23 protein-coding genes are annotated in these 25,150 nt (G+C 40.7%); 6 read left to right on the top strand and 17 right to left on the bottom strand.

Annotation, left to right across the window (positions count from 1 at the left end):
• Positions 1-39: 39 nt before the first annotated feature.
• Complete coding sequence (locus DWZ47_RS18450) at positions 40-2,112, top strand: HD family phosphohydrolase (RefSeq protein WP_004307567.1); 2,073 nt, start codon at positions 40-42, stop codon at positions 2,110-2,112.
• Here DWZ47_RS18450 and DWZ47_RS18455 read toward each other — a convergent pair.
• The 5 genes from DWZ47_RS18455 to DWZ47_RS18475 all read right to left on the bottom strand — a co-directional run bounded on the left by DWZ47_RS18455 (position 2,087) and on the right by DWZ47_RS18475 (position 8,278).
• Positions 2,087-2,557, bottom strand: coding sequence for a low molecular weight protein-tyrosine-phosphatase (locus DWZ47_RS18455; RefSeq protein WP_004296375.1), 471 nt, complete (start codon positions 2,555-2,557; stop codon positions 2,087-2,089). The two genes, DWZ47_RS18450 and DWZ47_RS18455, sit on opposite strands and share 26 nt — an antisense overlap.
• A 17-nt stretch (positions 2,558-2,574) precedes the next feature.
• On the bottom strand, positions 2,575-4,371 hold the full coding sequence (locus DWZ47_RS18460) for a DUF4091 domain-containing protein (protein WP_117514055.1): 1,797 nt from the start codon (positions 4,369-4,371) through the stop codon (positions 2,575-2,577).
• Between the two features lie 51 nt (positions 4,372-4,422).
• Complete coding sequence (priA, locus tag DWZ47_RS18465) at positions 4,423-6,879, bottom strand: primosomal protein N' (RefSeq protein WP_117514056.1); 2,457 nt, start codon at positions 6,877-6,879, stop codon at positions 4,423-4,425.
• Positions 6,880-7,070: 191 nt separating this feature from the next.
• Positions 7,071-7,646 carry a porin family protein gene (locus DWZ47_RS18470; protein ID WP_004296378.1) on the bottom strand — a complete coding sequence of 192 codons (576 nt, stop codon included), beginning with the start codon at positions 7,644-7,646 and terminating at the stop codon, positions 7,071-7,073.
• 200 nt (positions 7,647-7,846) lie between these two features.
• The gene (locus tag DWZ47_RS18475) at positions 7,847-8,278 is read right to left on the bottom strand and encodes a hypothetical protein (protein WP_004310904.1); all 432 of its coding nucleotides are present in this window, start codon (positions 8,276-8,278) and stop codon (positions 7,847-7,849) included.
• A 53-nt stretch (positions 8,279-8,331) separates the two neighbouring features.
• Here DWZ47_RS18475 and DWZ47_RS18480 point away from each other — a divergent pair, with 53 nt between their 5' ends.
• The gene (locus DWZ47_RS18480; RefSeq protein ID WP_032852397.1) at positions 8,332-8,622 is read left to right on the top strand and encodes a hypothetical protein; all 291 of its coding nucleotides are present in this window, start codon (positions 8,332-8,334) and stop codon (positions 8,620-8,622) included.
• Positions 8,623-9,543: 921 nt separating this feature from the next.
• Here DWZ47_RS18480 and DWZ47_RS18495 read toward each other — a convergent pair.
• Both DWZ47_RS18495 and DWZ47_RS18500 read right to left on the bottom strand, forming a co-directional pair.
• Positions 9,544-10,914, bottom strand: a complete 1,371-nt coding sequence (locus tag DWZ47_RS18495) for an FAD-dependent oxidoreductase (RefSeq protein WP_117514060.1) — start codon at positions 10,912-10,914, stop codon at positions 9,544-9,546.
• A 228-nt stretch (positions 10,915-11,142) separates the two neighbouring features.
• Positions 11,143-12,576 carry an aspartate ammonia-lyase gene (locus DWZ47_RS18500; RefSeq protein WP_004310906.1) on the bottom strand — a complete coding sequence of 478 codons (1,434 nt, stop codon included), beginning with the start codon at positions 12,574-12,576 and terminating at the stop codon, positions 11,143-11,145.
• Between the two features lie 178 nt (positions 12,577-12,754).
• Between DWZ47_RS18500 and DWZ47_RS18505 the strand changes: the two genes are divergently transcribed.
• Genes DWZ47_RS18505 through DWZ47_RS18515 form a run of 3 tightly spaced genes read left to right on the top strand, consistent with a single transcriptional unit; the run spans position 12,755 to position 16,361 of the window.
• The gene (locus DWZ47_RS18505) at positions 12,755-14,065 is read left to right on the top strand and encodes an anaerobic C4-dicarboxylate transporter family protein (RefSeq protein ID WP_004302365.1); all 1,311 of its coding nucleotides are present in this window, start codon (positions 12,755-12,757) and stop codon (positions 14,063-14,065) included.
• A gap of 34 nt (positions 14,066-14,099) precedes the next feature.
• A complete protein-coding gene (gene ansB / locus DWZ47_RS18510) occupies positions 14,100-15,158 on the top strand; it encodes an L-asparaginase 2 (protein WP_004296386.1) in 1,059 nt (352 codons plus the stop codon).
• A 15-nt stretch (positions 15,159-15,173) separates the two neighbouring features.
• On the top strand, positions 15,174-16,361 hold the full coding sequence (locus DWZ47_RS18515) for a porin (protein WP_004296387.1): 1,188 nt from the start codon (positions 15,174-15,176) through the stop codon (positions 16,359-16,361).
• A gap of 92 nt (positions 16,362-16,453) precedes the next feature.
• Here the strand turns inward: DWZ47_RS18515 and DWZ47_RS18520 are convergent, their stop codons facing one another.
• From DWZ47_RS18520 to DWZ47_RS18570, 10 genes are all read right to left on the bottom strand, one after another.
• Positions 16,454-16,675, bottom strand: a complete 222-nt coding sequence (locus tag DWZ47_RS18520) for a DUF2795 domain-containing protein (protein ID WP_002558131.1) — start codon at positions 16,673-16,675, stop codon at positions 16,454-16,456.
• 73 nt (positions 16,676-16,748) lie between these two features.
• Positions 16,749-17,312, bottom strand: a complete 564-nt coding sequence (locus DWZ47_RS18525; RefSeq protein WP_004302366.1) for a cob(I)yrinic acid a,c-diamide adenosyltransferase — start codon at positions 17,310-17,312, stop codon at positions 16,749-16,751.
• 43 nt (positions 17,313-17,355) lie between these two features.
• Positions 17,356-17,979: a hypothetical protein gene (locus tag DWZ47_RS18530; protein WP_004302367.1), complete on the bottom strand. Its 624-nt coding sequence runs from the start codon at positions 17,977-17,979 to the stop codon at positions 17,356-17,358.
• 107 nt (positions 17,980-18,086) lie between these two features.
• A complete protein-coding gene (locus DWZ47_RS18535) occupies positions 18,087-18,770 on the bottom strand; it encodes an energy transducer TonB (protein ID WP_004302368.1) in 684 nt (227 codons plus the stop codon).
• A gap of 177 nt (positions 18,771-18,947) precedes the next feature.
• The gene (locus DWZ47_RS18540; protein ID WP_117514062.1) at positions 18,948-20,282 is read right to left on the bottom strand and encodes a toll/interleukin-1 receptor domain-containing protein; all 1,335 of its coding nucleotides are present in this window, start codon (positions 20,280-20,282) and stop codon (positions 18,948-18,950) included.
• 673 nt (positions 20,283-20,955) lie between these two features.
• Complete coding sequence (locus DWZ47_RS18550) at positions 20,956-21,462, bottom strand: zinc ribbon domain-containing protein (RefSeq protein WP_117514064.1); 507 nt, start codon at positions 21,460-21,462, stop codon at positions 20,956-20,958.
• An 11-nt stretch (positions 21,463-21,473) separates the two neighbouring features.
• A complete protein-coding gene (locus DWZ47_RS18555) occupies positions 21,474-21,731 on the bottom strand; it encodes a hypothetical protein (RefSeq protein WP_004302378.1) in 258 nt (85 codons plus the stop codon).
• Positions 21,732-21,743: 12 nt separating this feature from the next.
• A complete protein-coding gene (locus DWZ47_RS18560) occupies positions 21,744-22,622 on the bottom strand; it encodes a M48 family metallopeptidase (RefSeq protein ID WP_117514066.1) in 879 nt (292 codons plus the stop codon).
• A 263-nt stretch (positions 22,623-22,885) separates the two neighbouring features.
• Entirely contained in the window at positions 22,886-23,326 is a 441-nt protein-coding gene (locus tag DWZ47_RS18565) for a LytTR family transcriptional regulator (protein ID WP_117514068.1), read from the bottom strand.
• A gap of 45 nt (positions 23,327-23,371) precedes the next feature.
• On the bottom strand, positions 23,372-24,226 hold the full coding sequence (locus tag DWZ47_RS18570; RefSeq protein ID WP_233525073.1) for a WG repeat-containing protein: 855 nt from the start codon (positions 24,224-24,226) through the stop codon (positions 23,372-23,374).
• A gap of 412 nt (positions 24,227-24,638) precedes the next feature.
• Here DWZ47_RS18570 and DWZ47_RS18575 point away from each other — a divergent pair, with 412 nt between their 5' ends.
• Positions 24,639-25,085, top strand: coding sequence for a hypothetical protein (locus DWZ47_RS18575; protein ID WP_147330788.1), 447 nt, complete (start codon positions 24,639-24,641; stop codon positions 25,083-25,085).
• Positions 25,086-25,150: the final 65 nt, after the last annotated feature.

Genomic DNA, 25,150 nt, shown 5'->3' on the forward strand with positions numbered 1-25,150 from the left:
TTGTTTTTTTTTGTACTTTTCGCAAAAATTTCAGTGGATATGGAACATTTGAAGAAGAAAAAAAGATTTTCATGGAGAGATTTACTATATAAATCACTGCTATTTGTGGGCACTGTGGCGCTGATTGTTTATTTCCTGCCACGTGACGGAAAATTCAATTACCAGTTCGACATCAACAAGCCCTGGAAATACGGACAGTTGATCGCGACTTTCGACTTTCCTATTTATAAAGAGGATGCAGTAGTAAAAAGGGAACAAGATAGCCTGATGGCTTTCTTCCAACCTTATTATCAACTGGATAAAAATATAGAAAAAGACGCAATCGCCAAGCTGAAAGAGAATTACCATACGAATCTGAAAGGAATTCTCCCTTCCATCGATTATTTGCGGTACATCGAGCGCACTTTAAAAGAAATCTATCAGGCAGGTATCGTTTCGACAGAGAATATACAGCAGCTTCACAAAGACAGCACTTCATCTGTCATGGTGATTGATGATAAACTGGCTAATCCACAGGCTACCGAGAATCTTTACACGGTAAAAAAAGCCTATGAGCACTTGCTGTCGGCAGACTCCACTCATTTCAACCGGGAAATTTTAAGGCAATGCTCACTGAACGAATACATCACTCCCAACCTGACCTTTGACGAGGAACGTACCCAAGCTGCCAAAGAAGAAATCCTGAACAACTATTCCTGGGCAAACGGATTAGTAGTCAGCGGGCAAAAGATTATTGACCGGGGGGAAATCATCAGCCCGCATACCTATAATATCCTGGAGTCATTACGCAAAGAATCCATCAAACGGAATGAGTCCATGGGACAGAACCGTCTGATTCTCGGCGGACAGATTCTGTTTGTAGGAATGCTGATGCTTTGTTTTATGCTTTATCTCGACCTGTTCCGAAAAGACTACTATCAACGGAAAGGCAGTCTGTCATTGCTATTCACGTTGATTGTATTTTACAGTGTCATAACCGCTTTCATGGTAACACATAATCTATTTAATGTGTATATCATCCCGTACGCGATGCTACCCATTATCATTCGCGTCTTTCTTGATTCGAGGACTGCTTTCCTGACACATGTCATCACTATATTGATATGCTCCATATCCTTACGCTTTCCGCATGAATTCATCCTGACACAGTTGGCAGCAGGATTGGTGGCGATATTCAGTCTAAGAGAGCTATCGCAAAGGTCCCAACTTTTCCGAACGGCTTTATTGGTTATACTGACTTATGCAGCCATTTACTTCGCCTTCGAATTGATGACAGAGAACGGTCTTTCCACCGACTTTTCGAAGTTGAACATACGAATGTACACTTACTTCATCATCAATGGAATTCTGTTATTATTCACCTATCCTTTACTCTTTTTATTGGAAAAGACTTTCGGATTTACTTCCAATGTAACGTTGGTAGAACTTTCGAATATCAATAATGACCTTTTGCGGCAAATGTCCGAGACGGTTCCGGGAACATTCCAACATTCCATGCAAGTGGCCAATCTTGCTGCAGAAGCAGCCATCCGCATTGGAGCCAAAAGCCAGTTAGTACGTACAGGAGCTTTGTATCATGATATTGGTAAGATGGAAAACCCTGCTTTTTTCACAGAAAATCAGTCAGGAGGAGTTAACCCGCATAAGAACCTGAATTACGAACAAAGTGCGCAGGTCGTCATCAGTCATGTGACGGATGGATTGAAGTTAGCCGATAAACACAATCTACCTAAAGCCATCAAGGACTTTATCAGCACGCATCATGGACGGGGAAAAACAAAATATTTCTATATTTCCTGGAAGAACGAGCATCCGGACGAAGAGCCGAATGAAGAACTGTTCACCTATCCCGGCCCGAATCCGTTCACCAAAGAACAGGCTATCCTGATGATGGCGGATGCCGTAGAAGCTGCCTCACGCAGTCTTCCGGAATATACAGAAGAAACAATCAGCAACCTGGTCGATAAGATTATCGATTCCCAGGTCACTGAAGGTTACTTTAAAGAATGTCCTATCACTTTCAAGGATATAGCAACAGTGAAAGCTGTGTTCAAAGAAAAACTAAAGATTGCTTATCACACCCGGATCAGTTATCCTGAGTTAAAGAAGTAAGCAAACCTGCGCAAGCATCTTCAAGAACATCAAGTACATATTCAAACCCCTCGGCCCCTCCATAATAGGGGTCGGGGACATGATCTGCAGGAATACGGGTGCAATACTCCGTCATGCGATGAATCTTCTTCCATTCTTCGGGAGAAGGAGCTTTGTCTTTCAAGTCATCTATGTTCCGGTCGTCCATACCGATAATCAGATCAAAATTATAAAAATCTTCCGTACGGACGGGGCGAGAACGATGCACCAATTGATAACCGCGACGGGCTGCATGAGCACGCATCCGGCTATCCGGCAATTCCCCCTGATGATAAGACAGGATTCCGGCAGAATCTATCACAAATTCTTTTTCCAGTCCCGCTTCTTCTATTAAATGAAGCATTACGCCTTCAGCCGTAGAGCTACGGCAGATATTTCCTAAACAGACAAATAATATTTTCTTCATATATACATGATTGTTTCTCAAAATGAGTTCAGTATCTGATTAGCCCGGTTCACGGTTACTGCGGCCGGGATTTCCGGCATACTACCCAGATTGAACGGAGCAAGCATTTTTTCTATTTTCTTTAATCCGGCCTTATTTCCTTTTTTCTCAAATTCCTGACGAAGGATATTGATCTTCTCATGCGCCTGTATGCCTTCAATCAAACGCTCGAAACGAATACAGCTACGAGCACCCGGATATACAAGGTAAGTATCTCCGCCTGCCCAACTACGGAAACGGGAATCGAGCAGCGGTTCCAATGGCCAGCTGTTATATGCCCAACGCAGATAACCATCCAGATGTTTCTTAGATGAATAATAACTCATCCAGGCTGCTTCTGCAGGATCAGAGAAAGTAAACGTGTTGGGATGGGCTTCCGTACAGCAGGTATAATAATTAGTACGCTTGTTCTCGGCAACACGACGCAGACGCACTTCTTCCGGGAAGTTCTGTCCGATAACAATACAATAATCATATAGATCGGGCTCAATCTCTTCATGATAGTTCCCGGCCAACGATACTTTAAAATCCGGATCAGCTTTACGAATCACTTTCAACGTCTTCTGCATCACTTCCATCGGACGTTCGTCCATCGCAATAGCACAGATATCAAACCATCCTTTTTCTTTCAGATGCTTGGAGAAAGAGGCAAGCATCGCTCCCCACATTTCTTCATAAGCCGCTTCACCCGGTGCAGTTTTCACGAATTGCAGAGAGTTGGTTGCCTGATCGTAGTATTGGAATGACAATTCCCATGGAACCATTGAGTAACAATTAATCTGTTTGTCAATGCCTACACTCATCATAAATTCCACCCAGCGGTCAAAGATAGTATAATCAAAAGCCCATGTTCCATCTGCCCGTTTCATCCAAGTGACCATTGTATCAAAATAATCTTCTGTCTGACCATTCCAAGGCTTGTGCGTCAAAGTAGCCGTAATAATCTTCTGTCCGGCATCTGCCAACATTTTCATTAAAGGACGCATGGCGTCAAAATGCTCCTGGCTCCATAAAGGAACCTGATAATAACGTGCCACTGCATAAGGACTTTGCCATAAATCCAAGTGATAAGCCCATTCCGAAGGTTGAGGAAGTTCACGGGAAGAAACGGTAATTTCGAGATTCAGGCGTTGCAATAAACGCGAGCCGTCATTAATTAATAACTCCCCTTGATAAGTTCCGGGAGTAGCCGATTGAGGAATCCAACACTGCACCCAAACCGGTTGAACAGTACGAGCGGGCAAAGCCATCGTTTTCAGGTTGGTATCAATAGGATCGGCCACCAATAATGAATCATAATCTATGGACTTCCGGTGTCCGCAGGCACCTCTCCCATCCTTATTCAATTCATCCGTCATCACATAACGGACAAAACCACCTGTAAATGCATCTTTGGGAAGAACATTTCCCTTTTTGTCTTTAAAATCACCAAAGCTGAAATTCAGGTCTTTCAGTTCTACGCCTGTCCACACAACAGCTTGCGCGTTCACACGTTCGCCACGCCAGCCTTTCAGGGAAACAGTCTGTTGTTTCTTCAACTGAGGGAGTTGATGTTTTGCATACCGTACATCTGTTGTACCCCAAGAAACTTGGGTGGAAGTCACCGCTGCCCACTCTTTATCAGAAAGTGCAGTAGGATCAGGCAACTCCTGATAAGTCAGTAAAGGGAACTTCGGTTGTCCTGTCGGAACACCACATTGAGTTACTCCCTGCTGGGCAAAAATTGCACCCATACTAAAGAGACAAGTCAGAGAAAAAATAGTAAGTCGTTTCATGGTTAGTTAATTAAATGATTAAAGGTTATTATATGGGGGAAAATTATTAAATCACATAGGGTCTACATCATAATACACAATCAAAGATTTATAGCGTTCGTCCGCCAACATCTCGCGCTGAATACGTAGCAACAATTCCCGTGCACGTCCCATCGGGGCATTCTGCTCAATCTTGACGACGATCTTTTTGATAAACAAAGTCTGGATACGGGCAACAGGAGGTTTATCCGGACCTAATACCCGATTGCCAAATACAGCCCGCAACTTATTCGCCATCACTGCCGCCATCTGATCCAGCAACGCTTCATTATGATTTTTCAGATAAACATATACCAGCCGGTAATAGGGAGGATAATGGAACATCTGACGTTCCACCAATTGTCCGCCTACCATATCTTCATAATCATTGGCAATGACCTGATGAATGATAGGATGATCAATACTCTTGGTTTGCAATACCACCCGTCCGCGTTTGTTCTTACGTCCGGCACGTCCCGCTACTTGTGCCATCAACTGAAAAGCACGTTCATAGGAACGGAAATCAGGATAATTCAACATGGTATCAGCATTCAATATACCTACTATACTGACATGATCGAAATCCAACCCTTTTGATACCATTTGCGTACCAATCAATATGTCCGTCTTTCCCTGCTCAAAGTCTGCAATAATCTTCTCATAAGCCGAGCGGGTACGTGTAGTATCCAAGTCCATCCGGGCTACGGCAGCTTCCGGGAAAAGGATTTTGATGTCATCTTCAATCTTTTCCGTACCGAAACCACGGTTCACCAGTTCTGTTCCCTCGCAGGCAGGACAGGATTTCGGCAGTTGATACGTATAACCGCAGTAGTGACAGGTTAATTGATTAATTCCTTTATGATAGGTAAGGCTTACATCGCAATTCTTACACTTAGGCACCCAACCACAGGTACGACACTCCACCATCGGAGCAAACCCACGACGGTTCTGAAAAAGAATCACTTGTTCTTTCTGTTCCAAAGCCTCTTTCATATATTGTATCAGGAGTGGCGAGAATTGTCCGACCATCCGCTTTTTACGATGCAGTTCCTTGATATCCACCGGAATAATCTCCGGCAACTGGATTTCTTTATATCGTTCTTTCAGTTGTACGAAACCATATTTTCCCTCTCTTGCATTCTGCCATGACTCGATAGAGGGAGTAGCCGTACCCAACAAAGTTTTAGCTCCGTACATGGCAGCCAGTACAATAGCCGCGCTACGCGCATGATAGCGGGGAGCGGGATCTTGTTGCTTATACGTATTTTCGTGCTCTTCGTCCACAATCACCAATCCCAGATTTCGGAAAGGCAGGAAAATAGAAGAACGAACACCCAGAATAATATCATACCCGTTCTCTCCCAGTTGCTTCCGCCATATTTCAACCCGTTCGGCATCAGGGAACTTAGAATGATAGATACCCAGACGAGCACCGAAGACCCGTTGCAAACGCTCCGTGATTTGAGTGGTCAATGCAATTTCCGGCAACAAATATAACACCTGCTTTCCCTGACGAATCGCTTCTTCTATCAGATGGATATAAATTTCAGTCTTACCGCTGGACGTTACCCCATGAAGCAGACAGACATTTTTCTCCTGAAAAGACTGCACGACTTCATCAAATGCACGCTGTTGAAACTCATTCAAAGGATTTAATTCGACAATCTCCTTCTCCTGCTTATCCAACCGGCCGATTTCATGGTAGTAGATTTCAAAAATCTTCTTATCCACCAATCCATTCAATACAGAAGGAGCCACATTAGTCCGCTGCAACAGTTCTTTCTTGGAGACTTCTTTCGGAGTTCCCGCTCCTAAAACACCGGAACACTCCACATACTTCATGAGTAATGCCAACTGCTTCGGAGCACGAGACAGAATATCAAACAGAATATGAAGCCGCTTTTCATCCGCTGTACCCGCAAGCCGAACCCGTGCCTCTGTTTTAGGTTTATAAGTACGCCTCAACTCCTCCTTTACGAAAATCGCTTCTTTATCGAGCAGAGACTTGATGACCGTAAGAATATTTTTGATACCACTGTCCTTCTCCAGTTTAGTGACGCACTGTTGCGAATCTACGGCAAGTAAATCCAAAATACGTTGCTCACGTTCCGGCAATGGCGCATCCGCTTCAAAATCAGGATTATATTCAACGATCGTTTCACTCTCCAGTTTCAGGCCGGAGGGAAGTGCCGCTTTATAGACATCGCCTTGTGTACAGAGATAATAATCAGCTATCCACTCCCAAAATTTGAATTGAGCGGGTAACAGAATGGGAGAAGCATCCAGCAATGCAGATATATCTTTCACTTCGTACTCCGTTGGAGCACAACAATGAACGTTAAGGACGATAGCCGTATAAAACTTCTTCCGCCCGAAAGGAACTACCACACGGCAGCCTATCTTCACATCTTCCGCACATTCATCCGGCAAAGAGTAAGTAAAACTCTTCGGAAGCGGAAGCGGTAATATGACATCTACATACTTTTTCATTGCAGCTACAAAAATACAATAAAAAAATGGGGATTTAAAAGAAGGGAGAGAGAACACTTAAAAAGAAAACTCTACTTCATACGAGAATTGGAAGAAATATATTCAAGAGCGCAACAGGACAATCCCAAACAAAAAAGAGTTTCCGGTTATCGGAAACTCTTTTTCATATACTATGTAAAGTGATAGACTACTTAAAAAATATAGGCCACAGATACTTGCCAAGTCTTAGTCTTATAAGAAGCATTTGTTCCTTCAATATCAGCAGTATTACCCAATGGGATATTGTAATTAGCACCCACCTGCAAATGGTTCAGCAACTTCAAACCGGCACCCACATTGATACCTACTTCAGCTTTCTTCTTATCAATTCCCGATTTCTTTTCAAAATCGAAATAAAAGTCAGGACCTGCAGCCAGATAAATACCAGCCAGACTTCCCAAGCCAATGGTATATTTCAGGTTTACAGGAATATCAATACCGTTTTGTTTAACAGTAATATCATCATTCCCTTCTGAAACTTTGATACCCCGTTGAGCAAAAAGCAAAGATGCATCTACTCCCAACCCTACGATTGGAATATTAAACTCGGCCATCGGACCGATAAAGAAACCTGTGAAATTATCCTTTTTAAAGTTTTCGCTCACATTAGAGAAACTCGCCTTTGACAAGTTCAAACCTCCCTTTACACCAAAGTGTATCTGCGCCTGAGCAGGCATTGCCATAGCTATACATATAGCAATCATTAAAGCACCAAAAATCTTTTTCATAAATTTACGTGTTTATAATTCGGGACAAAGATATATATTTAGATTAAATAAACACAAATTATTGGTTGTTTGTTCATTTAAAGACGTCGTTGTCCCTCCTGACGAACTAATAAGAATTTCTTATAAGTTCGATTTTATCTAATTGGTACGGTTATGAAGCAATTGATATTTTAGCAAATAAGTATTGAATTAATCCGATTTTACTTCCTGATTTTCATACAGATTCTTTTCAGCCAACAGGTACAGCAAGTAGTCTGCCCCAAGACGAGTTCTTTTTCCAACTTCCGCAACCGGTCACATTGTTTCAGCCATTTGATTTGTAAGGTATCATAGAGGATTCCGGCTGCTTTATATCTTGTGATTTCTTTGTCCTGTTTTCCTAAAAGTGATAGGTATATTGAACAAAGTTTTGATTTATCTATGCAATATCGTTCCAGTTTTTCGATATACATCAAGGTAGCCCCTTTTTCATTTCGACTCATAAACTCCTGAACACTGTCATCACTGATGATGTCGATGCCCGACCTTTCGTAGTCCACAGTGATTTCTCGCATCTCTATCAAGACCCAGATATATTCTGTCTCGAATCCGTACTTTGCGGCTGCCTCTTCTATACTAATCCATTGTGCCATAGCGTTTGTTTTTTCATGTGTGATACAAATAAGGGATGAATAATATTTTATTCATGTATATTAGCACAACGGGCATCCACGCTTTTTTGCAGTCTGCCGGGTGGGGATTGGCTAGGTTAAATTGGGGCAATTTATTACCGGCCGAATACAAGAAAGACGCAGATGCTGCTGTACCATTATCCGATCTTAAGGCTAGCTACACCCGCACAAAAGATAATGATAACAGCAGACACCCACGTCAATCGTTTATATATAACACATCTCTTACGAATATGTTGATATACATCCGTTCACGTGGAGTATCTACCGTATCATCTCTCTTTGTTTGGATTGGCTATTTCTAAGATCGAGAGATAATACGCTTTTACTCCATAATGGAAATAAAAACCGCCTTCTGCCTATTCCATCACGCTGATGGGCTGAAAGCGTACGGCAAAGATATATGTTTTTTTTGAAACGCAGTCGAAATATGGAAATAAATACTGGAAGTTATGTATTAAAATGAATCTGACAAAAGACGGCTCTACTTCTCGTTCTTGATTATGGAAATATTTCTCACAAATAAAAGTTATAGCAGTTTTTACCCTCACACCCTCACCCATTGGTTCAATCCCTTTATTCATCGGCATTACAGGTGTGAGGGTAAAAAAATGATGGCAGGGTGAGGGGAACTTTTACCCTCACCCTGCCATCACGTAAGCGCTTCCACTAATCTGCACCTACAACAAACTGTTATCATCTGATATACTGAACATTAATTATTTCCGCAAGAAGTATTAACAGCTATCACCTCAAGTATTAACACTGTAGACTTCAGCCATTAATAGTTGAAAAATCAGGTATTAACACATGGGAAATGGAGTGATAATACCTGATCAATGGTTTAATATCATCTGAAACAACAGGTGAAACGAGCGTATAGATACAGATGAAAGCATCATACCATAATAAGATTGCAAATGGCTTATCCATTAGGAAAGTTCCAGTTTCCAATAGGACGAAGTACAGTTTTTCATATAATGATACTAACAGTTTCCCGGTGAGAGACAATGGTTTCCCCATAGGGGAAACTTTAGTTTCAAGCCTGCGAACAGATTGTTTCAAGCCTCTAAACAAATTATCTGAAGCTATGAAACAAATTTAAGCTGCTGCTGACCGGAAATTAGCCAACCAGTAATCACGGGAAAAACACAACTTACCCGACAACTGAAATCAGGATGATCCACACACAGCGTATGCGACTAGAAAGACGTATTCTTACTACTCTATGAGAACAGATCATTCAACGCTTCGCTCATGCTGGGATGAGTAAAGATGAAATCACGCAGGAAAGTATAATCCTGACCTGTTTTCATTGCCATGGCAACTATATTGATGACTTCGCCGGCATCAGGCGCAAACAGCATACAACCTACTATTTTTCCCGTATTCTTATCAATGACAGCTTTCAACAGACCGTCCGTCTCTCCCAATGTCTTTGCTCTCGGTATCGCCATAACAGGCAATCTCTTGATAATCACATCCAAATCCTGCTTACGAGCCTCATCCTCATTCAATCCGATACGCGCCATTGGAGGATCAATAAATACGGAGTAAGCAACCGGATTACGGTCACTTGTTTTCCGCTCCTTATCTCCAAACAAATCTTCACGGATAATCCGATAATCATCTAATGAAATATAAGTAAACTGCAAACCACCTTTCACATCACCCACGGCGCGTATATTCGGATTAGTTGTTTTCAGATATTCATCCACAATGATCGCTCCACGCGCGTCCGTCTCCACTCCGGCAACTTCCAGATTCAGATCTTTCGTATTGGGTTTGCGCCCCGTAGCCAACAAGACAGCATCAGCTTCAAGTCCGAACGCTTCACCTGTTTGTGAGTCAGAAAAAACAACGACAGCCCTATTTTCAACATACTTCACAGATTGTACCTTCGCGTTCATCCGAAAAACAATACCTTTTTTCTCCAATGCTTCCTTCACACTTGCAGCAATGTCACGATCTTCACGAGCAATCAGTTCCGGATAACTCTCAAGCACCGTCACCTGCGAACCGAACGAAGCATACATAGACGCAAACTCTAAACCAATATAACCGCCGCCAACAATAACCAGCCGACGGGGAAGATCGGTTAATTCCATGATTGAAGTACTGGTATAAACCAAAGAATTGTCCGCAATTCCTTCAATAGGCGGAATAATTGTTTCCGCTCCGGTGTTGATAATTATTTGCTTTGATGTTAACCATATTTCTTCAGTAGATGTACGGACGGAAACCACATCGGCAGATACAAAAGAACCTACACCTGTATAAACTGTTACATTAGGATGATCTGCCAGATTATGGTAATTCTTATCTCTCAACGCACTTGTCACAGACTCCTTCACAGCAATAGCATTGCGATAAAACTCTCTTCTTTTTTCAAACGTCGAATTCTTCATGCCGGAAGCAATTTTAGCCTGATGAACCAGCGTCTTTGTCGGAATACATCCGATATTGATACACGTCCCTCCATACATTTTATCAGAACGTTCAACAATGGCAACTTTCCGCCCACGTTTTGCAAACTCTGCCGCAAGGGTCTTTCCTCCCTTACCGAAACCGATAATAATAACATCAAATGCATTCATATCTATATAACTTTTAATGGGTTCAAGACTTGCTTATTAGGTTAACAACGAATGATATTGCAAAGTTCGTCGCTTTCGAAGTAATAAACAATAACCATTTCGCCGGATGAATTAGCAATTATTCCCGTATAAGGTCAAAGTAATAAATAATCAAAAATCGCCGGAACAGATCAATGATTTGCCCGGCGATATCTCATCTTAAACCAATCTCCACTTACTATATATCAATCAACGATTCGGGTGAATGTCCAACTTCACCGGTTTAATCATATTTTCCGGTTTTAAGATAGTATCCAGGTCTTCCTTGGAAAGAATGTTATGTTCCAAAACAAGTTCATAAACTCCCTTCCCTGTTTCCAATGCTTCTTTGGCTATTTTAGTAGAGTTCTTATATCCGATCACCGGATTCAGGGCTGTCACTACTCCAATGCTGTTATGCACATCTCTCCGGCATTTTTCTTCATTAGCCGTAATGCCGTCGATGCATAAGGTGCGCAAAGTGTCAAAACCATTCATTAGTAAATCGGCAGACTCGAAACAGCATTGTGCCATCACCGGCTCCATTGCATTCAGTTCCATTTGAGCTGCTTCACCGCTCATGGCCACACAAAGGTCATTTCCTATTACCTTGTAAGCCACCTGGTTCATCACTTCAGGAATCACCGGATTCACTTTTCCGGGCATGATGGATGAGCCCGGCTGCATTGCCGGCAGATTGATTTCTCCCAATCCACAACGCGGACCGGAAGCCAGCAACCGCAAGTCGTTACATATCTTATTCATTTTAACAGCAATACGCCTCATCACTCCCGAATAACCTACCATGCAGGAAGTGTCCGAAGTAGCTCCCACCAAATCGTCTGCTAGTTTGATATCCAATCCCGTAATCTTGCGCAAAGCGGCAATGCACTTCTCCGCATATTCCGGTTCGGCAGTGATTCCTGTTCCAATGGCTGTTGCTCCCATATTGACTGCCAGAAAATCTTGTGCAGCAAAATCAAGGTTCTTTACTTCATGTGACAAAATACTTGCAAAGCCATTAAAGGTTTGCCCAAGAGTCATCGGTACGGCATCTTCCAATTGGGTACGCCCCATTTTGATGACATGTGCAAACTCATTCGCTTTCTTCCGGAAAGACTCGATCAGAACCTCCAAATGCTTAACCAATTTCAAATGAGTATAATACAGTCCAATGTGAATGGCTGTAGGATAAGCATCGTTGGTGGATTGCGAACGGTTGACGTGATCGTTAGGCGAACAGAATTGATACTCTCCCCGCTGATGCCCCATCAGTTCCAATGCCCGGTTGGCAATCACTTCATTGGCATTCATGTTGGTGGTCGTACCGGCTCCTCCCTGAATCATATCTACCGGGAACTGCTCGTGATGCTTTCCTTCGAGTATTTCTTTACAGGCTCTCAAGATAGCATCCGCTTGTTCTTCAGTTAATAAGTCCAGTTCACGGTTGGCAACGGTGGCTCCCATCTTCGTAATAGCCAATGCCTGAATGAACAAAGGATATTCATTCAAATGAAACTTGCTGATGCGAAAGTTTTCAATGCCACGGAGTGTCTGTACTCCATAAAGTGCACTTTCCGGCACTTCACGACTACCTATCAGGTCACTCTCTGTACGAGTTTTTTTTGATAAATTTTGTTCCATATCGGTTGTTTTATAGTAATAACGTTTTCGTTAGTTCTTATAATAACCAACCAACGATGTTATTGTTTTAATAAATATGCAAAAACTATTCAAAGACTTTTTTGTTGTAAATAGAAGAAAAAGAAAATACAAAGAGAAGAATCGCTTATCTTTGTTTTTGAATTTAAAACAGCAATCTATGATATTACAATTAGCATTTGTTCTGACAGCCATTATTATTGGCGCACGCCTGGGAGGTATCGGACTTGGCGTAATGGGAGGCGTAGGGTTGGCAATACTCACGTTCGTTTTTGGTTTACAACCCACTGCGCCTCCCATCGACGTTATGTTAATGATTGCCGCCGTAATCTCTGCCGCTTCCTGTATGCAGGCGGCCGGAGGTTTGGACTATATGGTGAAACTGGCAGAACATTTGCTTCGTAAAAATCCTTCACACGTCACTCTGCTTAGTCCGCTGGTGACTTACCTCTTTACTTTTGTAGCCGGAACCGGACACGTGGCTTATTCCGTACTGCCGGTAATTGCAGAGGTTGCCACCGAAACAAAAATCCGTCCGGAACGTCCGTTAGGTATTGCCGTCATCGCTTCCCAGCAGGCCATTACGGCAAGTCCGATCTCTGCCGCTACCGTGGCACTTCTCGGACTTTTAGCCGGATTCGACATTACCCTGTTCGACATTCTCAAAATTACGATTCCCGCCACCATCATTGGAGTGTTGGTAGGCGCCTTGTTTTCCATGAGAATCGGTAAGGAACTGGTGGAAGATCCCGAGTATCAGAAAAGATTGAAAGAAGGTTTATTCAACAATAAAAAGGTGGAGATTAAAAGTGTCAAGAACAAACGTTCGGCAATGATTTCCGTTATCATCTTTATATTGGCAACTGCTTTTATCGTGCTTTTCGGTTCTTTTGAAGGAATGCGCCCCAGTTTCCTGATTGATGGGGAAATTGTCACCTTGGGAATGTCTTCTATCATCGAAATCGTGATGTTGTCGGCTGCCGCAATTATCCTGCTAGTAACGAAGACAGACGGGATCAAAGCAACGCAAGGTTCTGTATTTCCGGCAGGTATGCAGGCGGTGATTGCCATCTTCGGTATTGCCTGGATGGGAGATACCTTTCTTCAGGGAAATATGGGACAGCTGACTCTCTCTATCCAGGGAATTGTGCAACAAATGCCGTGGTTGTTCGGTGTCGCCCTGTTTGTGATGTCTATCCTGCTATATAGCCAGGCTGCCACTGTACGGGCACTCGTCCCTCTGGGCATTGCGTTAGGGATTTCTCCTTATATGCTGATCGCTTTATTCCCGGCCGTGAACGGATATTTCTTTATTCCGAATTATCCTACCGTGGTGGCTGCGATTAATTTCGACCGTACCGGGACAACAAAAATCGGCAAATATGTGTTGAATCATTCGTTCATGATGCCCGGTCTGGTATCGACCGTTGTGGCTATTGCACTAGGTTTGCTTTTTATACAAATATTCTAATAGATCATATTATTAACCTAAACATCATTCAGTTATGAAACAATTCAAAAGCTTTGGACTGGTAGTAGTCACACTACTGTTTTCCGTAACTATGGCATTCGCCGCAAAACCGAATATTCATATTCTTGCTACGGGAGGAACCATCGCAGGTACGGGAAGCTCGGCTACCGGAACCAGTTATACGGCAGGACAAGTTGCCATCGGCGCACTGCTCGATGCTGTACCCGAAATTAAAGACATCGCCAACGTAACCGGAGAACAGATTGTCAAAATCGGTTCGCAGGACATGAACGACCAGGTTTGGTTGACGCTTGCCAAGAAAATCAATGAACTACTGAAACGCCCGGACATTGACGGCATCGTGATTACTCACGGAACAGACACCATGGAGGAAACTGCTTACTTCCTGAATCTGACTGTCAAGAGTGACAAACCGGTGGTATTAGTAGGCGCCATGCGTCCGTCTACCGCTCTAAGTGCCGACGGCCCGTTGAACCTTTACAATGCCGTTGTTACCGCAGCCGCAAAAGAATCGAAAGACAAAGGGGTATTGGTTGCCATGAACGGCCTGATCCTCGGAGCGCAGAGCACGGTTAAAATGAATACGGTCGATGTACAAACTTTCCAGGCTCCCAACTCCGGCGCACTGGGTTATGTACTGAACGGAAAAGTGTTCTACAACCAAGTAACGCTAAAGAAACATACTACCCAGTCCGTTTTTGATGTCACTCATCTGAACGCGCTTCCTAAAGTAGGTATCGTGTACAGCTATTCCAACATTGAGGCCGATATGGTAACTCCGATGCTTAGCAACGGGTACAAAGGCATCATCCACGCAGGAGTAGGAAACGGAAATATTCACCAGAACATCTTCCCGGTACTGACGGATGCCCGCCAAAAAGGTATTCTTGTCGTTCGTTCTTCCCGTGTCCCGACCGGACCCACCACACTGGATGCAGAGGTGGACGACGCCAAATATCAGTTTGTGGCTTCGCAGGAACTGAACCCGCAGAAATCTCGTGTTTTGTTAATGCTTGCACTAACAAAAACTACAGACTGGAAACAGATTCAGCAATATTTCAACGAATACTAAAAACCTGACTTACTTATGAAAAAATGGATATTCATGCTGCTCCTCGCGGGTAGCATACAGGGAATATATGCTCAAAAAACAGAGAAAAAGGAGAAATTCAATCCGAACACTCCCCTGTTTGAAGAGCTGACAGACGTGAAAAAGAAAACAGATAAATTCAATCTTTATCTGAATATGCAAGGGAGCTTTGACGCTCATTTCCAGAATGGTTTTCAGGAGGGTGACTTTAATATGCACCAGCTTCGTATCGAAGCCAAAGGAAATATCAACAACTGGCTGTCTTACCGCTATCGTCAGCGCCTCAACCGCTCGAACGATGCAAACGGCATGATTGATAACCTCCCGACTTCTATCGACTATGCCGGAATCGGTATCAAGCTGAATGACCAGTTTAGTCTTTTTGCAGGAAAGCAATGTGCCGCATACGGTGGTATCGAGTTCGACCTGAATCCGATTGACATCTATCAATACAGTGATATGATTGATTACATGAGTAATTTCATGACCGGATTGAATGTGGGTTATAACATTACTCCCGAACAGCAGCTTAACCTGCAGATATTGAACAGCCGTAACAGTTCTTTCGATAATACTTACGGAATCACAGAAGATGCCGAAGGTAATCTCCCCGATCTGAAATCGGGCAAAATGCCACTGGTTTATACATTAAACTGGAACGGTAATTTCAATAATGTATTTAAAACCCGTTGGTCGGCTTCTGTTATGAACGAGGCCAAAAGTCACAATATGTATTATTATGCTTTAGGTAACGAGTTGAATCTTGGAAAATGGAATGCTTTTGTCGATTTCATGTATTCAAAAGAGGATATTGACCGGAAGGGAATCATTACCAGTATCGTAGGTCGTCCGGGCGGTCATAATGCTTTTGATGCGAACTATCTTTCGGTTGTTGCCAAGTGTAATTACCGCTTTCTTCCGAAATGGAATGTTTTTGTGAAGGGTATGTACGAGACGGCTTCCGTAGGCAAGGCGTCCGAAGGTATAGAAAAGGGAAATTACCGTACCTCCTGGGGATATCTGGGCGGTATCGAATATTACCCGATGGAAACCAATCTGCACTTCTTTGTTACCTACGTAGGACGTTCGTATGATTTCACTTCCCGCGCCAAGGTGCTGGGACAGGAGAATTACAGTACTAACCGTATTTCTGTAGGATTTATCTGGCAGATGCCTGTATTCTAATTCTAAAGCAAGAAACCGAGATGACAATAAAAAATACCCGATAGCTTCTTACAACAGTTATCGGGTATTCTTATATGTTCGGTCTTTTTAAATCAATACTCTTCCTCGTTAAAGAAGAAATCCTCCTTACTAGGATAATCCGGCCAAATATCTTCGATACTCTCATAGATTTCGCCCTCATCTTCCATCTCTTGGAGATTCTCAATAACTTCAAGAGGAGCACCCGAACGCATGGCATAATCAATCAATTCGTCCTTGGTTGCCGGCCAGGGAGCATCTTCAAGTTTTGATGCTAGTTCCAATGTCCAATACATAATCTTGAGTATTTAAAATGAATACTAAATTTGTCTCGTTTTCTATTTTTCGGCAAAAGTATAATAAAATCTATCATTTCCAACTATTATCCCAAAATATTTCATTATTTTGCTCATCAAAATTAATTTTTCGGGATAATACAAACAAATAATCTGATAATCTGTTGACAAATGCTAATACTTCGGGAGAAATTGTACAAGTTTCGGATAAAGCCAGAATACGTCTCTCGGCTCTCCTGCAAATAGTACGGCAAACATGACAAACGGCTGCTCCACGACTCCCGCCGGGAATGATGAAAGCGCAAAGTTCGGGCAGTTGTTCGTCCAGCTTATCAATCTCCCGCTCAATATTCTCCACGTTTTCGGGAGTTATGATGCTGGCAGCCTTCAGTTGCGTTTTTTCCTGGTCGGTGGCCAGATGTGAACCGATGGCAAATAGCTTATGCTGAATACTCAAAATGAAATCACGGTCTGATTCATCTTGCAGATAGGTATTCAACCATCCTAGATGAGAATTTAGTTCATCCACAGTTCCGTAAGCTTCCAGACGGATATGGGTCTTTGGAACGCGACTTCCGCCGACAAGACTGGTAGTTCCTTTATCTCCGGTCTTTGTATATACAAGGCTCTTTTTCATAATCTTCTTTTTTACTTATTATAAGGTAAACGTACAAAGGTTCTTAGAAGTTGACAATATACTGCTGTTTTATCTTCGTTTTATCAAAAAATAGTAAACCGACGTCGTAGAGGTCAAAGGTGATGCCTACTCTTTCATCAGCCTGCAGCTTTTTCCAAAGTGCTTTCATCTCTTTGGAATAGCAGATGCCATGGACTACAAATACACTTTTAGGAGTGGCACGATGTGCACAAACCCGGAAGACTTCTTCCAGTAAGTCGGGATTCCGGTAGTCATTCAGATACAAAAAGTCGACTGAAGTGTCTGCATCCAGAAACAGTTCCGACAAGTCGGAAGCAAAAAGGTAGGAAGCCGATGGTTTAGCAGACTGTAAGTAGAGGGTTGTGGAGGAAGGACGCCCAACTTCTATAATCGTATCAGGCTGTACTCTGTTCACCAACCGGAACAGGAAACGGTTTACCTTTTGAGAACCTTTAGTCCACCCACGCTCTCTTATCATCTTTTTCTGTTCTTTTTTCAAAGAAGAATAGGCATAGTAAGGCATCTTCTCATAAATCACATCGGTAATCAGACTAAAAGCAAAAGGGGAATGTACGCCATATCCGCAACGATAACGAAAGCGGGAAAGCCAGATAAAAGGTCTTTTTATACAGAGTAGAAGATTCATAAAACAATCATTCGTATTTTTATTCTCCCGACAAAGATATATTTTTTTATTGAAAAAGGGTCGGTTCCCATAAAGAACCGACCCTCATACTCATTTATTCCAAGTTACTACTGTAGTCTGAATGATACCGGTACAGTAAATTTCACTCGTACTTTCTTACCATTTTGCACTCCGGGAGTCCATTTCGGCATAGAACTTATCACGCGGATAGCTTCTTTATCCAAATAAGGATCAACCCCTCGCACAACTTCAGGATTGGAAATCGTTCCGTCTTTGTCTACAACAAACTGAACAATGACTTTTCCTTGTGAACCAGTTTCCTGCGAAATCGTTGGATATTTGATATTACTACTTAAATATTTCATTAAAGCAGCTGTACCTCCAATAAACTCCGGCATGACTTCAACACTTACGTGAATAACGTCTTCAACTACCGTTTCTGTTTCTACCACTGGGGGTATCCAAATAACATCATGAACTGCATTCATATCCTCTGACACTGTAGAAACGTTATCCGTCACCTCCATATTGTTTTCCACTATTTCGAACAATTCTGTTACCTTAGTTTCGGGAGGAGGAGGCGGTTCCAGTTTCTCTTCAGGGAATGTGATTGGAACTAGCTCTGTTACAAAGATGGATTCATCATCTGGTGATAGTGCTGCAACTCTGACATCATGTTGTGTCCATTCGAACGAAACGAACATGAAGGCTAGCGCAACAACCAAACCCATCAACAACCAAGAACCCCGTTGATTCTCAATTGCAGCCTTTTTTGATTTCTTGGCTTCCATAAAAAATGTGTTTAAGTAATTAATAATAGAAAATATATAGTATATATACTACTTTTCGTTTTTCCTCTTAAGCATTACTTAAAGTGCTCTCTCGCTGCAATAAATATAATCGTTTTATGGATAGGTTGTTACGACGTCTCTTGTTTATTTTATTCTTTTCTATTCTTTTGAAGAAAATTAATGGCTTTTCCTCTCCTCTTTTTCCTCATAAACTTCACCGGACCAACGATAAATCGTATTATCTCCACAAATTAAATCATGAAATCCATCTGTCTTATTCTCTGTGATTCCTATTCGGGAATATCCGGTGTGATATTCTGTCTGCTTACCATTAACAGTTATATTAAAAAGTAAAGCATCCCATCTATCCCAATAAGTACAATCAATTTGATCCATTATCCCATTTCCATCAAGGTCATAAGTCATTGAAATTGTTTCATTCTCTTTTCCATTATGGAAATCCTGTACACTTATTTCTTTTATCGTCGTAATAGAATTCTTCTTCGAGGATTCCACTCTCACAGCTCTTCCTTGTTGCAAAACGAATCGTTCACGTAACTCTACATTTCTTTCAGTGTTATAACCCTCATTACAATCAATTATCAAAACAGATAGTTTCCCATTCCATCTTTCAATCTTGGGCGTTTCATTTACGTTATTTCCAAACTCATTCGTTATTGTAAAGAAACCCGTACCAGTATATTTCACAAAAAAGAAAGAACTACCGATAGCATTCCCTCCACAAGCCTGTATGTTCTCAATCAAAGCGTCTTTAATTCCATCACCATCAAAATCTTCTTGTGCGACAATATCCATACACATATCAGAAGGAATATCTATTTTATACTCATACCCATCTACTTTTGCATATAAATTATTATAGAATAAGCCTTCATCTGCTTTCCCATAGAATATGATATCTACATTATTGTCAATAATTTGAGAAGCATCTTTTGATGTTTCCTCATTATATTTCGGTTCTCTAGAAGAATTCAACATAAAGAACAATATAGCAGCCATCACAATTAGCACACAGGCAGCCAGTATCCATTTTCCACTAAATCTGACCGGCTTTGACTTTATAAATCGCTCTTTTAATACGTCATAGAACTCATTAAAATAATATCTATTATATTCCGGTCCATTTTTCTTCACAACTCCCGACACATCTGAAGGCAATCCCTCCGGAAACCCCTTCACTCCCAATAAAAAGACAGGAATTATATTCTTATTTTTTGCTAAAGCATACGCTAGTTCATTCCTCAACCAATCTTTCTGAGGATTAAAGTTCACATCTAATGTACGTTCAAAAGCTTTTTCATCAACAATTAAAATAAAATCTTCACACTGATCTATGCGATTTAATAACTGGACATCAAAATCCCCATTCCTAAGGGTATCAATATCAAAACTAACCCGATAACCATCACGTACTAAAAGATCATTGAGATGTTTAGCCGTGTCATAACCGCCTTGACGACGATAACTAATAAATATATCAAAATTTTTCATTTACAAACTCTTATTGTATGGCATTATTCAAAAGTTGGAATAGCAAAAGTTGTCATATTACGGTAGTAATTATATTACTTCAAAATATCACTCTCGCAACTTAATTTGTCCACATCAACATCATTCGGTACAAAGTAATCAAAACTGCATTTCGTGAATGAGCTTTGCCATATTACAGATTTACAAATATCATCAACGGTCTCTATAGTAACGTTAATACCAGCTCCATACATCGGGCCTCTGCCTTTCACGTTCATAATCCAATACATAAGATCATCTGTCGCAGTATTTGTAGTTTCGATTTCATTCCTTTCCTCAACAAAGTAGAAAAAGCAGATTTCTTTACCAGTCAATCTGTCGATTCTTCGAGCATCGTCTACTATTTCCTTTATAATGTTCTTGTCATTATAATCAAAGCTACTTACAAAAATTATAATTTTGCTGGTGATAAAACCAATCAAGTACTTTTTTGAATTTTAATGGTGTTATATACATAACAAAAACCTTCTTAAATGATATTGATTTTATGATTCGGTTCTTATGAATTTAGTATGAGCAAACATTTCTGTACTGCTATTTTTTATATCCCAATATTGAATCTAAATTGTATTAGGACTCATATAATTAAATACCATAAAAGCGATGGTTTAATAAAACCATCGCTTTTAACTCCTTACAATGCCTTTCCACATTCCGAACAAAATTTTGCACCTTTGATATTCCGATATCCGCAGTTCGTACAGAATACCATACCGTTAATATCCAAATTCAGAGTTGTAAAAGAATCCCGATTTTTTAGCACCTCTTCAGCTATTTCGAGCGCCTTATCATCAAGTTTGGACTGTTGTACTATCCCCCAAATTTGCGTGATAAGTACCGGCCAGAAGAATAGCATAGAAATGATAGTAGGAATAGCTTGTTGACCAAAGATCCCTATCCCAGCCTCAAACGCTATTGCATTATCTTTAGGTATCAAGCTGACTTTCAATGCAGACTTCAAACCAAGTACAGCTTTAAATAAACCGCCCTTTGATATAGAAATATCAACACCACCACTTAATAAATTATCTATTTGTACCTCAAACTGCTCGGCCGCAAATTCTGTTTTTATTTGTTCAGCAATAACAGGAATCAAAGAAGGATTACCCTGAAGTATCTTTTTTGTTGCAAATGTTCCCATAATTCTATTTTTTAAAAGTGTAATGACTGTAATGCATGATATTGGCTCGTTGTAAATAACACACCGGCTTCAACAAGCAATTCTTTAATTTCACGCTGTTGCTCTTCCGTATAGTTCTTTTCCATAGACTTCAATATAGAAACAATTCTTTCAGACTGTTCCTTGATCTCCTGTTCAGTAACTATACCATCTTCCATAATCTTCTTGAATGTGGGCTGGTTCATGACCGCCTCGTCTAAATTCAACATTCCTTGTTCATTAAAAAACATAAGCTATTATATTTAAAGTTTATTTCCACAATGTTTGCAATAGGTCCAGCCATCCACTATCGGTTGTTTGCAATTCGAGCATACCTTGCCTGATTTTTCTGCCGAAAGATGATCTACTATAGTCTTATATTGAGAACTTTTTCCCCATTTCAAGATTTCCTTAACCCGCACAGCCGAGAACGGATGATTCTGATTCATTATTGCCGCTACCTGCAATGTCTTATTCCATAATCCGTCATTACGGATAGCCTCATATTGGTCTGCCTGTTTAGCCCACTCCTCCATATCGATATTCTTTGTTATAGAAGTCGGACCTCCGGATAGACGAGCCATCGTGCTTGCCACTATGGCCGGAGTAGTCACAATACTGGCAGCTCTGTCACAGGACAACTCACTTTTACGTTCCCAATACAAAATCGCATATTGAAGAGGAGCTCCCAAACTCCCCAAAACGCCCAGCGAATCCAGACCATCCATCACATAATGAGCTATAGAATGATACAAGACATGATGACAAAGGATATGCCCGCATTCATGGGCAATCACTGCATCCAACTCCTCTTCGGTCATCATATCAACCAAACCGAAAGTGATCGTTATAAAAATCTTTGTATCGCCAAAGGTCCATGCGTTAGGATTAGGATCCATAGAGAGATAGAACTCCGGTTGCTCAATACCCAACTTTTTACAAATCGGTGGCAGACGATTATACAGTTTCGGCAATTGACTCGGTGATAAACGAATTGCAGATGCCATATTAACGCCATATTGCAGTTGTTCCAATCCCATTGACATTAACTTTTTCACTAGGGTCGGGAATCCGGGAATACTTTCCAACTGCCTCAATGCAGCTGCATCCTCAGGATGAATAAAATCTGTTGCTTTAATCATGGTTATTAATATCTAAGTTTTATTACTTTATTGTTGTGAGTGCTTTTCGGCTTTATCGCAGCCATAGTTCATATTTTTTTATTTAAGACCTGTCTCATATTTCAAATTACCACATTCATTGCATACGATACAAATATACGTTATTAAAAAACGCACAGAAAGCGTCCAAATGAACAAACATATTCAAATGGACAAAAAGTATGATTATACTTCTCAAAAAAGTGTTTATCCTGCATTTTTTTATTTAGAACTACTATTTATACTCAGAAACTCGGATATTTTTCTTTGAGCTTCCTCAAAAAAGGAGGAGTAATCTGTAAATTTTCCACAGCGTTAAAGGGAGGAAGCAAGACACAATTATTCTCCTTTATCAGCACCAAATAACTTATATTCAAAATAAAAGATTGACTGATTTGTGTCAAAAAAGGATGATAGTTTAATATCATTTGTGAGTTTACACTCCTTTTCAGTTTTAAAACATGCCCAGCATACAACATGGCTTCCCATTGTCTTCCTTTTGAATTATAGCGAAAATACCCGATCTCTCCTAAACGAATTAATTGCAAATTTCCTGTTGCAGTCGTACATAAAAAGATATCGTTCTGATCCCCGACTACAGAAGAAATCCGTATAGCAGCAAATTCACTGCCTGAAATAAAATTTCTCAATATTTTTTCCCGTTGACTACGATTATTCGTTTCCATAATATACTTCTATTTTTTATATTTTCTACTCCCAAACAACTACACTCAATACAAATCAACCGCTTCATTATGAATAACAGTTCCCTTCTTGTCTATGATAACACTTGAATAGCTATCTTTTAATGTACATAAAAACAAGTCTTTGCTAATAGCCGTAATATTATCATATAAAACCGGAGTTATAGGTTTACCATTTTGTCCCATCAGACCATAGCTATTGTACATACTATAACTATATAATCCTGTCGGTTTCTTAATCGTCTCCCCTCCATCTTTCGTTTTTTCAAAGCTGTCATATTCCAATATGGTAACACCACTATAAATATTCTCATTCAATACTTTTCCATCATAACCAATCTGTACCTGACTTCCATCTTGTTTATCAGCAATCATATAATGCTCCAATAACTGGATATATTTATATTCTGCAGGAAGAAGTATCTGTAAAGAGTCGTCAAGCACACCACTAAGTTTGCCAACATCAAATATTCTCTTTCCATATTGGGGAGTATGTATACAATCATAAGAAGGTTCCAACACCCATTTACCCTTCTTGTCTATTACTCCGCATTTACCTGACATATCGTACATGCTACTATATCCATTACGAAAAACAAATGCCACACTCTTCGCATTATCTTTCAAATAAGGAAATTGAAAATCGATTACTGTCTTTCCTTGACGATCTATAAACCCAACCTTTTCGCTCGATACAACAGCAGCCAATCCCTCGGAAAAGACCCAAGCATGTGCATATTGTTCCGGAATGACAGCTTCACCGGTGAAACGATTAAAATAACCACGTTTCCGGTTCTTCGAGAAAACCACCAGTGTGTCCCTACAAGACTCCGAACTCAATAACCAATCAATATCTTGGATCGTAGTTTTTCCTGTAACCATATTCTCAATCCTATATTTCCCATCTTTTATATAAGAGTGACACTCACTACTATAGATATCACCTAGATATTCTGAACTCTTACGCGCTGCGTAAAATTCAACACTCACAAGAATACTTACCCAGCATACACATAACACTGCAATAAGACCAAGAGCTCGCCCAAATGTAATTTTCTTTAATGTTTTCATTGTTTCATGTATTATTTTCATTACCCTTAAAAAGATATTTATCTCTTTATGAAATATCAATCTTTGTCTCTTCACCATTTATATTGATATAGATGAAGAGTAAGAAGTAAATCTAACACTATAAATAAAAAACTTTTCTATTGATAGATTATAGACTAATACTTCATCTATATTAGAAAACAACTAAAAACAAGAATTATTAATCTCATCATTTTAGATGATTATGAATAAGAATATAAAAGAAATGGGAGACGGCTTCTATATCGTGACAGAAGAGGGAAGCAACGGAATGGGCGGTTTTTGCTGGCATAATGTTGAACTCCGTAAACACGACGATCCATCTTTTTGCGCAGAAATACTTCGCAATCAACAATTCGTGAATTTCCCAAGACTGGCTCATGGTAAATGGGAAAAAGACATCGCGATGGAACATGTCATTAAAGAAAACAGATTCGCTAGTTTTATCTATCCATTTGTTGATGATAAGGCTGTATTCAGTTGGACAGTACAACCTGACGGAAGATACTGGGCGGATGAAGACGGCTATGGGATGACAGATGACAATCAAGTCACCCTATATGCACTCTTTAATAAGGAAGGGCGTTTTATTACGTTATTTTCCGATCAGGTTCCTGACCAAATTAATTACAAAAAGATAGTCCACAATTAGATAAAAGTAAAGAAAGAGGTTGTGTCAAAACGTTGGCACAACCTCTTTTATATTTTACAGTTCTG

This window comes from Bacteroides sp. AF32-8BH (genome assembly GCF_003435205.1).
GTDB classification, from domain to species: Bacteria; Bacteroidota; Bacteroidia; order Bacteroidales; family Bacteroidaceae; genus Bacteroides; species Bacteroides ovatus.

What these genes read in the sequence shown, in the direction of transcription:
- DWZ47_RS18450 (WP_004307567.1), top strand. Translation starts at nt 40, where the DNA reads ATGGAACATTTGAAGAAGAAAAAAAGATTTTCATGGAGAGATTTACTA.
- DWZ47_RS18455 (WP_004296375.1), bottom strand. Translation starts at nt 2,557, where the DNA reads ATGAAGAAAATATTATTTGTCTGTTTAGGAAATATCTGCCGTAGCTCT.
- DWZ47_RS18460 (WP_117514055.1), bottom strand. Translation starts at nt 4,371, where the DNA reads ATGAAACGACTTACTATTTTTTCTCTGACTTGTCTCTTTAGTATGGGT.
- priA (WP_117514056.1), bottom strand. Translation starts at nt 6,879, where the DNA reads ATGAAAAAGTATGTAGATGTCATATTACCGCTTCCGCTTCCGAAGAGT.
- DWZ47_RS18470 (WP_004296378.1), bottom strand. Translation starts at nt 7,646, where the DNA reads ATGAAAAAGATTTTTGGTGCTTTAATGATTGCTATATGTATAGCTATG.
- DWZ47_RS18475 (WP_004310904.1), bottom strand. Translation starts at nt 8,278, where the DNA reads ATGGCACAATGGATTAGTATAGAAGAGGCAGCCGCAAAGTACGGATTC.
- DWZ47_RS18480 (WP_032852397.1), top strand. Translation starts at nt 8,332, where the DNA reads ATGTATATTAGCACAACGGGCATCCACGCTTTTTTGCAGTCTGCCGGG.
- DWZ47_RS18495 (WP_117514060.1), bottom strand. Translation starts at nt 10,914, where the DNA reads ATGAATGCATTTGATGTTATTATTATCGGTTTCGGTAAGGGAGGAAAG.
- DWZ47_RS18500 (WP_004310906.1), bottom strand. Translation starts at nt 12,576, where the DNA reads ATGGAACAAAATTTATCAAAAAAAACTCGTACAGAGAGTGACCTGATA.
- DWZ47_RS18505 (WP_004302365.1), top strand. Translation starts at nt 12,755, where the DNA reads ATGATATTACAATTAGCATTTGTTCTGACAGCCATTATTATTGGCGCA.
- ansB (WP_004296386.1), top strand. Translation starts at nt 14,100, where the DNA reads ATGAAACAATTCAAAAGCTTTGGACTGGTAGTAGTCACACTACTGTTT.
- DWZ47_RS18515 (WP_004296387.1), top strand. Translation starts at nt 15,174, where the DNA reads ATGAAAAAATGGATATTCATGCTGCTCCTCGCGGGTAGCATACAGGGA.
- DWZ47_RS18520 (WP_002558131.1), bottom strand. Translation starts at nt 16,675, where the DNA reads ATGTATTGGACATTGGAACTAGCATCAAAACTTGAAGATGCTCCCTGG.
- DWZ47_RS18525 (WP_004302366.1), bottom strand. Translation starts at nt 17,312, where the DNA reads ATGAAAAAGAGCCTTGTATATACAAAGACCGGAGATAAAGGAACTACC.
- DWZ47_RS18530 (WP_004302367.1), bottom strand. Translation starts at nt 17,979, where the DNA reads ATGAATCTTCTACTCTGTATAAAAAGACCTTTTATCTGGCTTTCCCGC.
- DWZ47_RS18535 (WP_004302368.1), bottom strand. Translation starts at nt 18,770, where the DNA reads ATGGAAGCCAAGAAATCAAAAAAGGCTGCAATTGAGAATCAACGGGGT.
- DWZ47_RS18540 (WP_117514062.1), bottom strand. Translation starts at nt 20,282, where the DNA reads ATGAAAAATTTTGATATATTTATTAGTTATCGTCGTCAAGGCGGTTAT.
- DWZ47_RS18550 (WP_117514064.1), bottom strand. Translation starts at nt 21,462, where the DNA reads ATGGGAACATTTGCAACAAAAAAGATACTTCAGGGTAATCCTTCTTTG.
- DWZ47_RS18555 (WP_004302378.1), bottom strand. Translation starts at nt 21,731, where the DNA reads ATGTTTTTTAATGAACAAGGAATGTTGAATTTAGACGAGGCGGTCATG.
- DWZ47_RS18560 (WP_117514066.1), bottom strand. Translation starts at nt 22,622, where the DNA reads ATGATTAAAGCAACAGATTTTATTCATCCTGAGGATGCAGCTGCATTG.
- DWZ47_RS18565 (WP_117514068.1), bottom strand. Translation starts at nt 23,326, where the DNA reads ATGGAAACGAATAATCGTAGTCAACGGGAAAAAATATTGAGAAATTTT.
- DWZ47_RS18570 (WP_233525073.1), bottom strand. Translation starts at nt 24,226, where the DNA reads ATGGTTACAGGAAAAACTACGATCCAAGATATTGATTGGTTATTGAGT.
- DWZ47_RS18575 (WP_147330788.1), top strand. Translation starts at nt 24,639, where the DNA reads ATGAATAAGAATATAAAAGAAATGGGAGACGGCTTCTATATCGTGACA.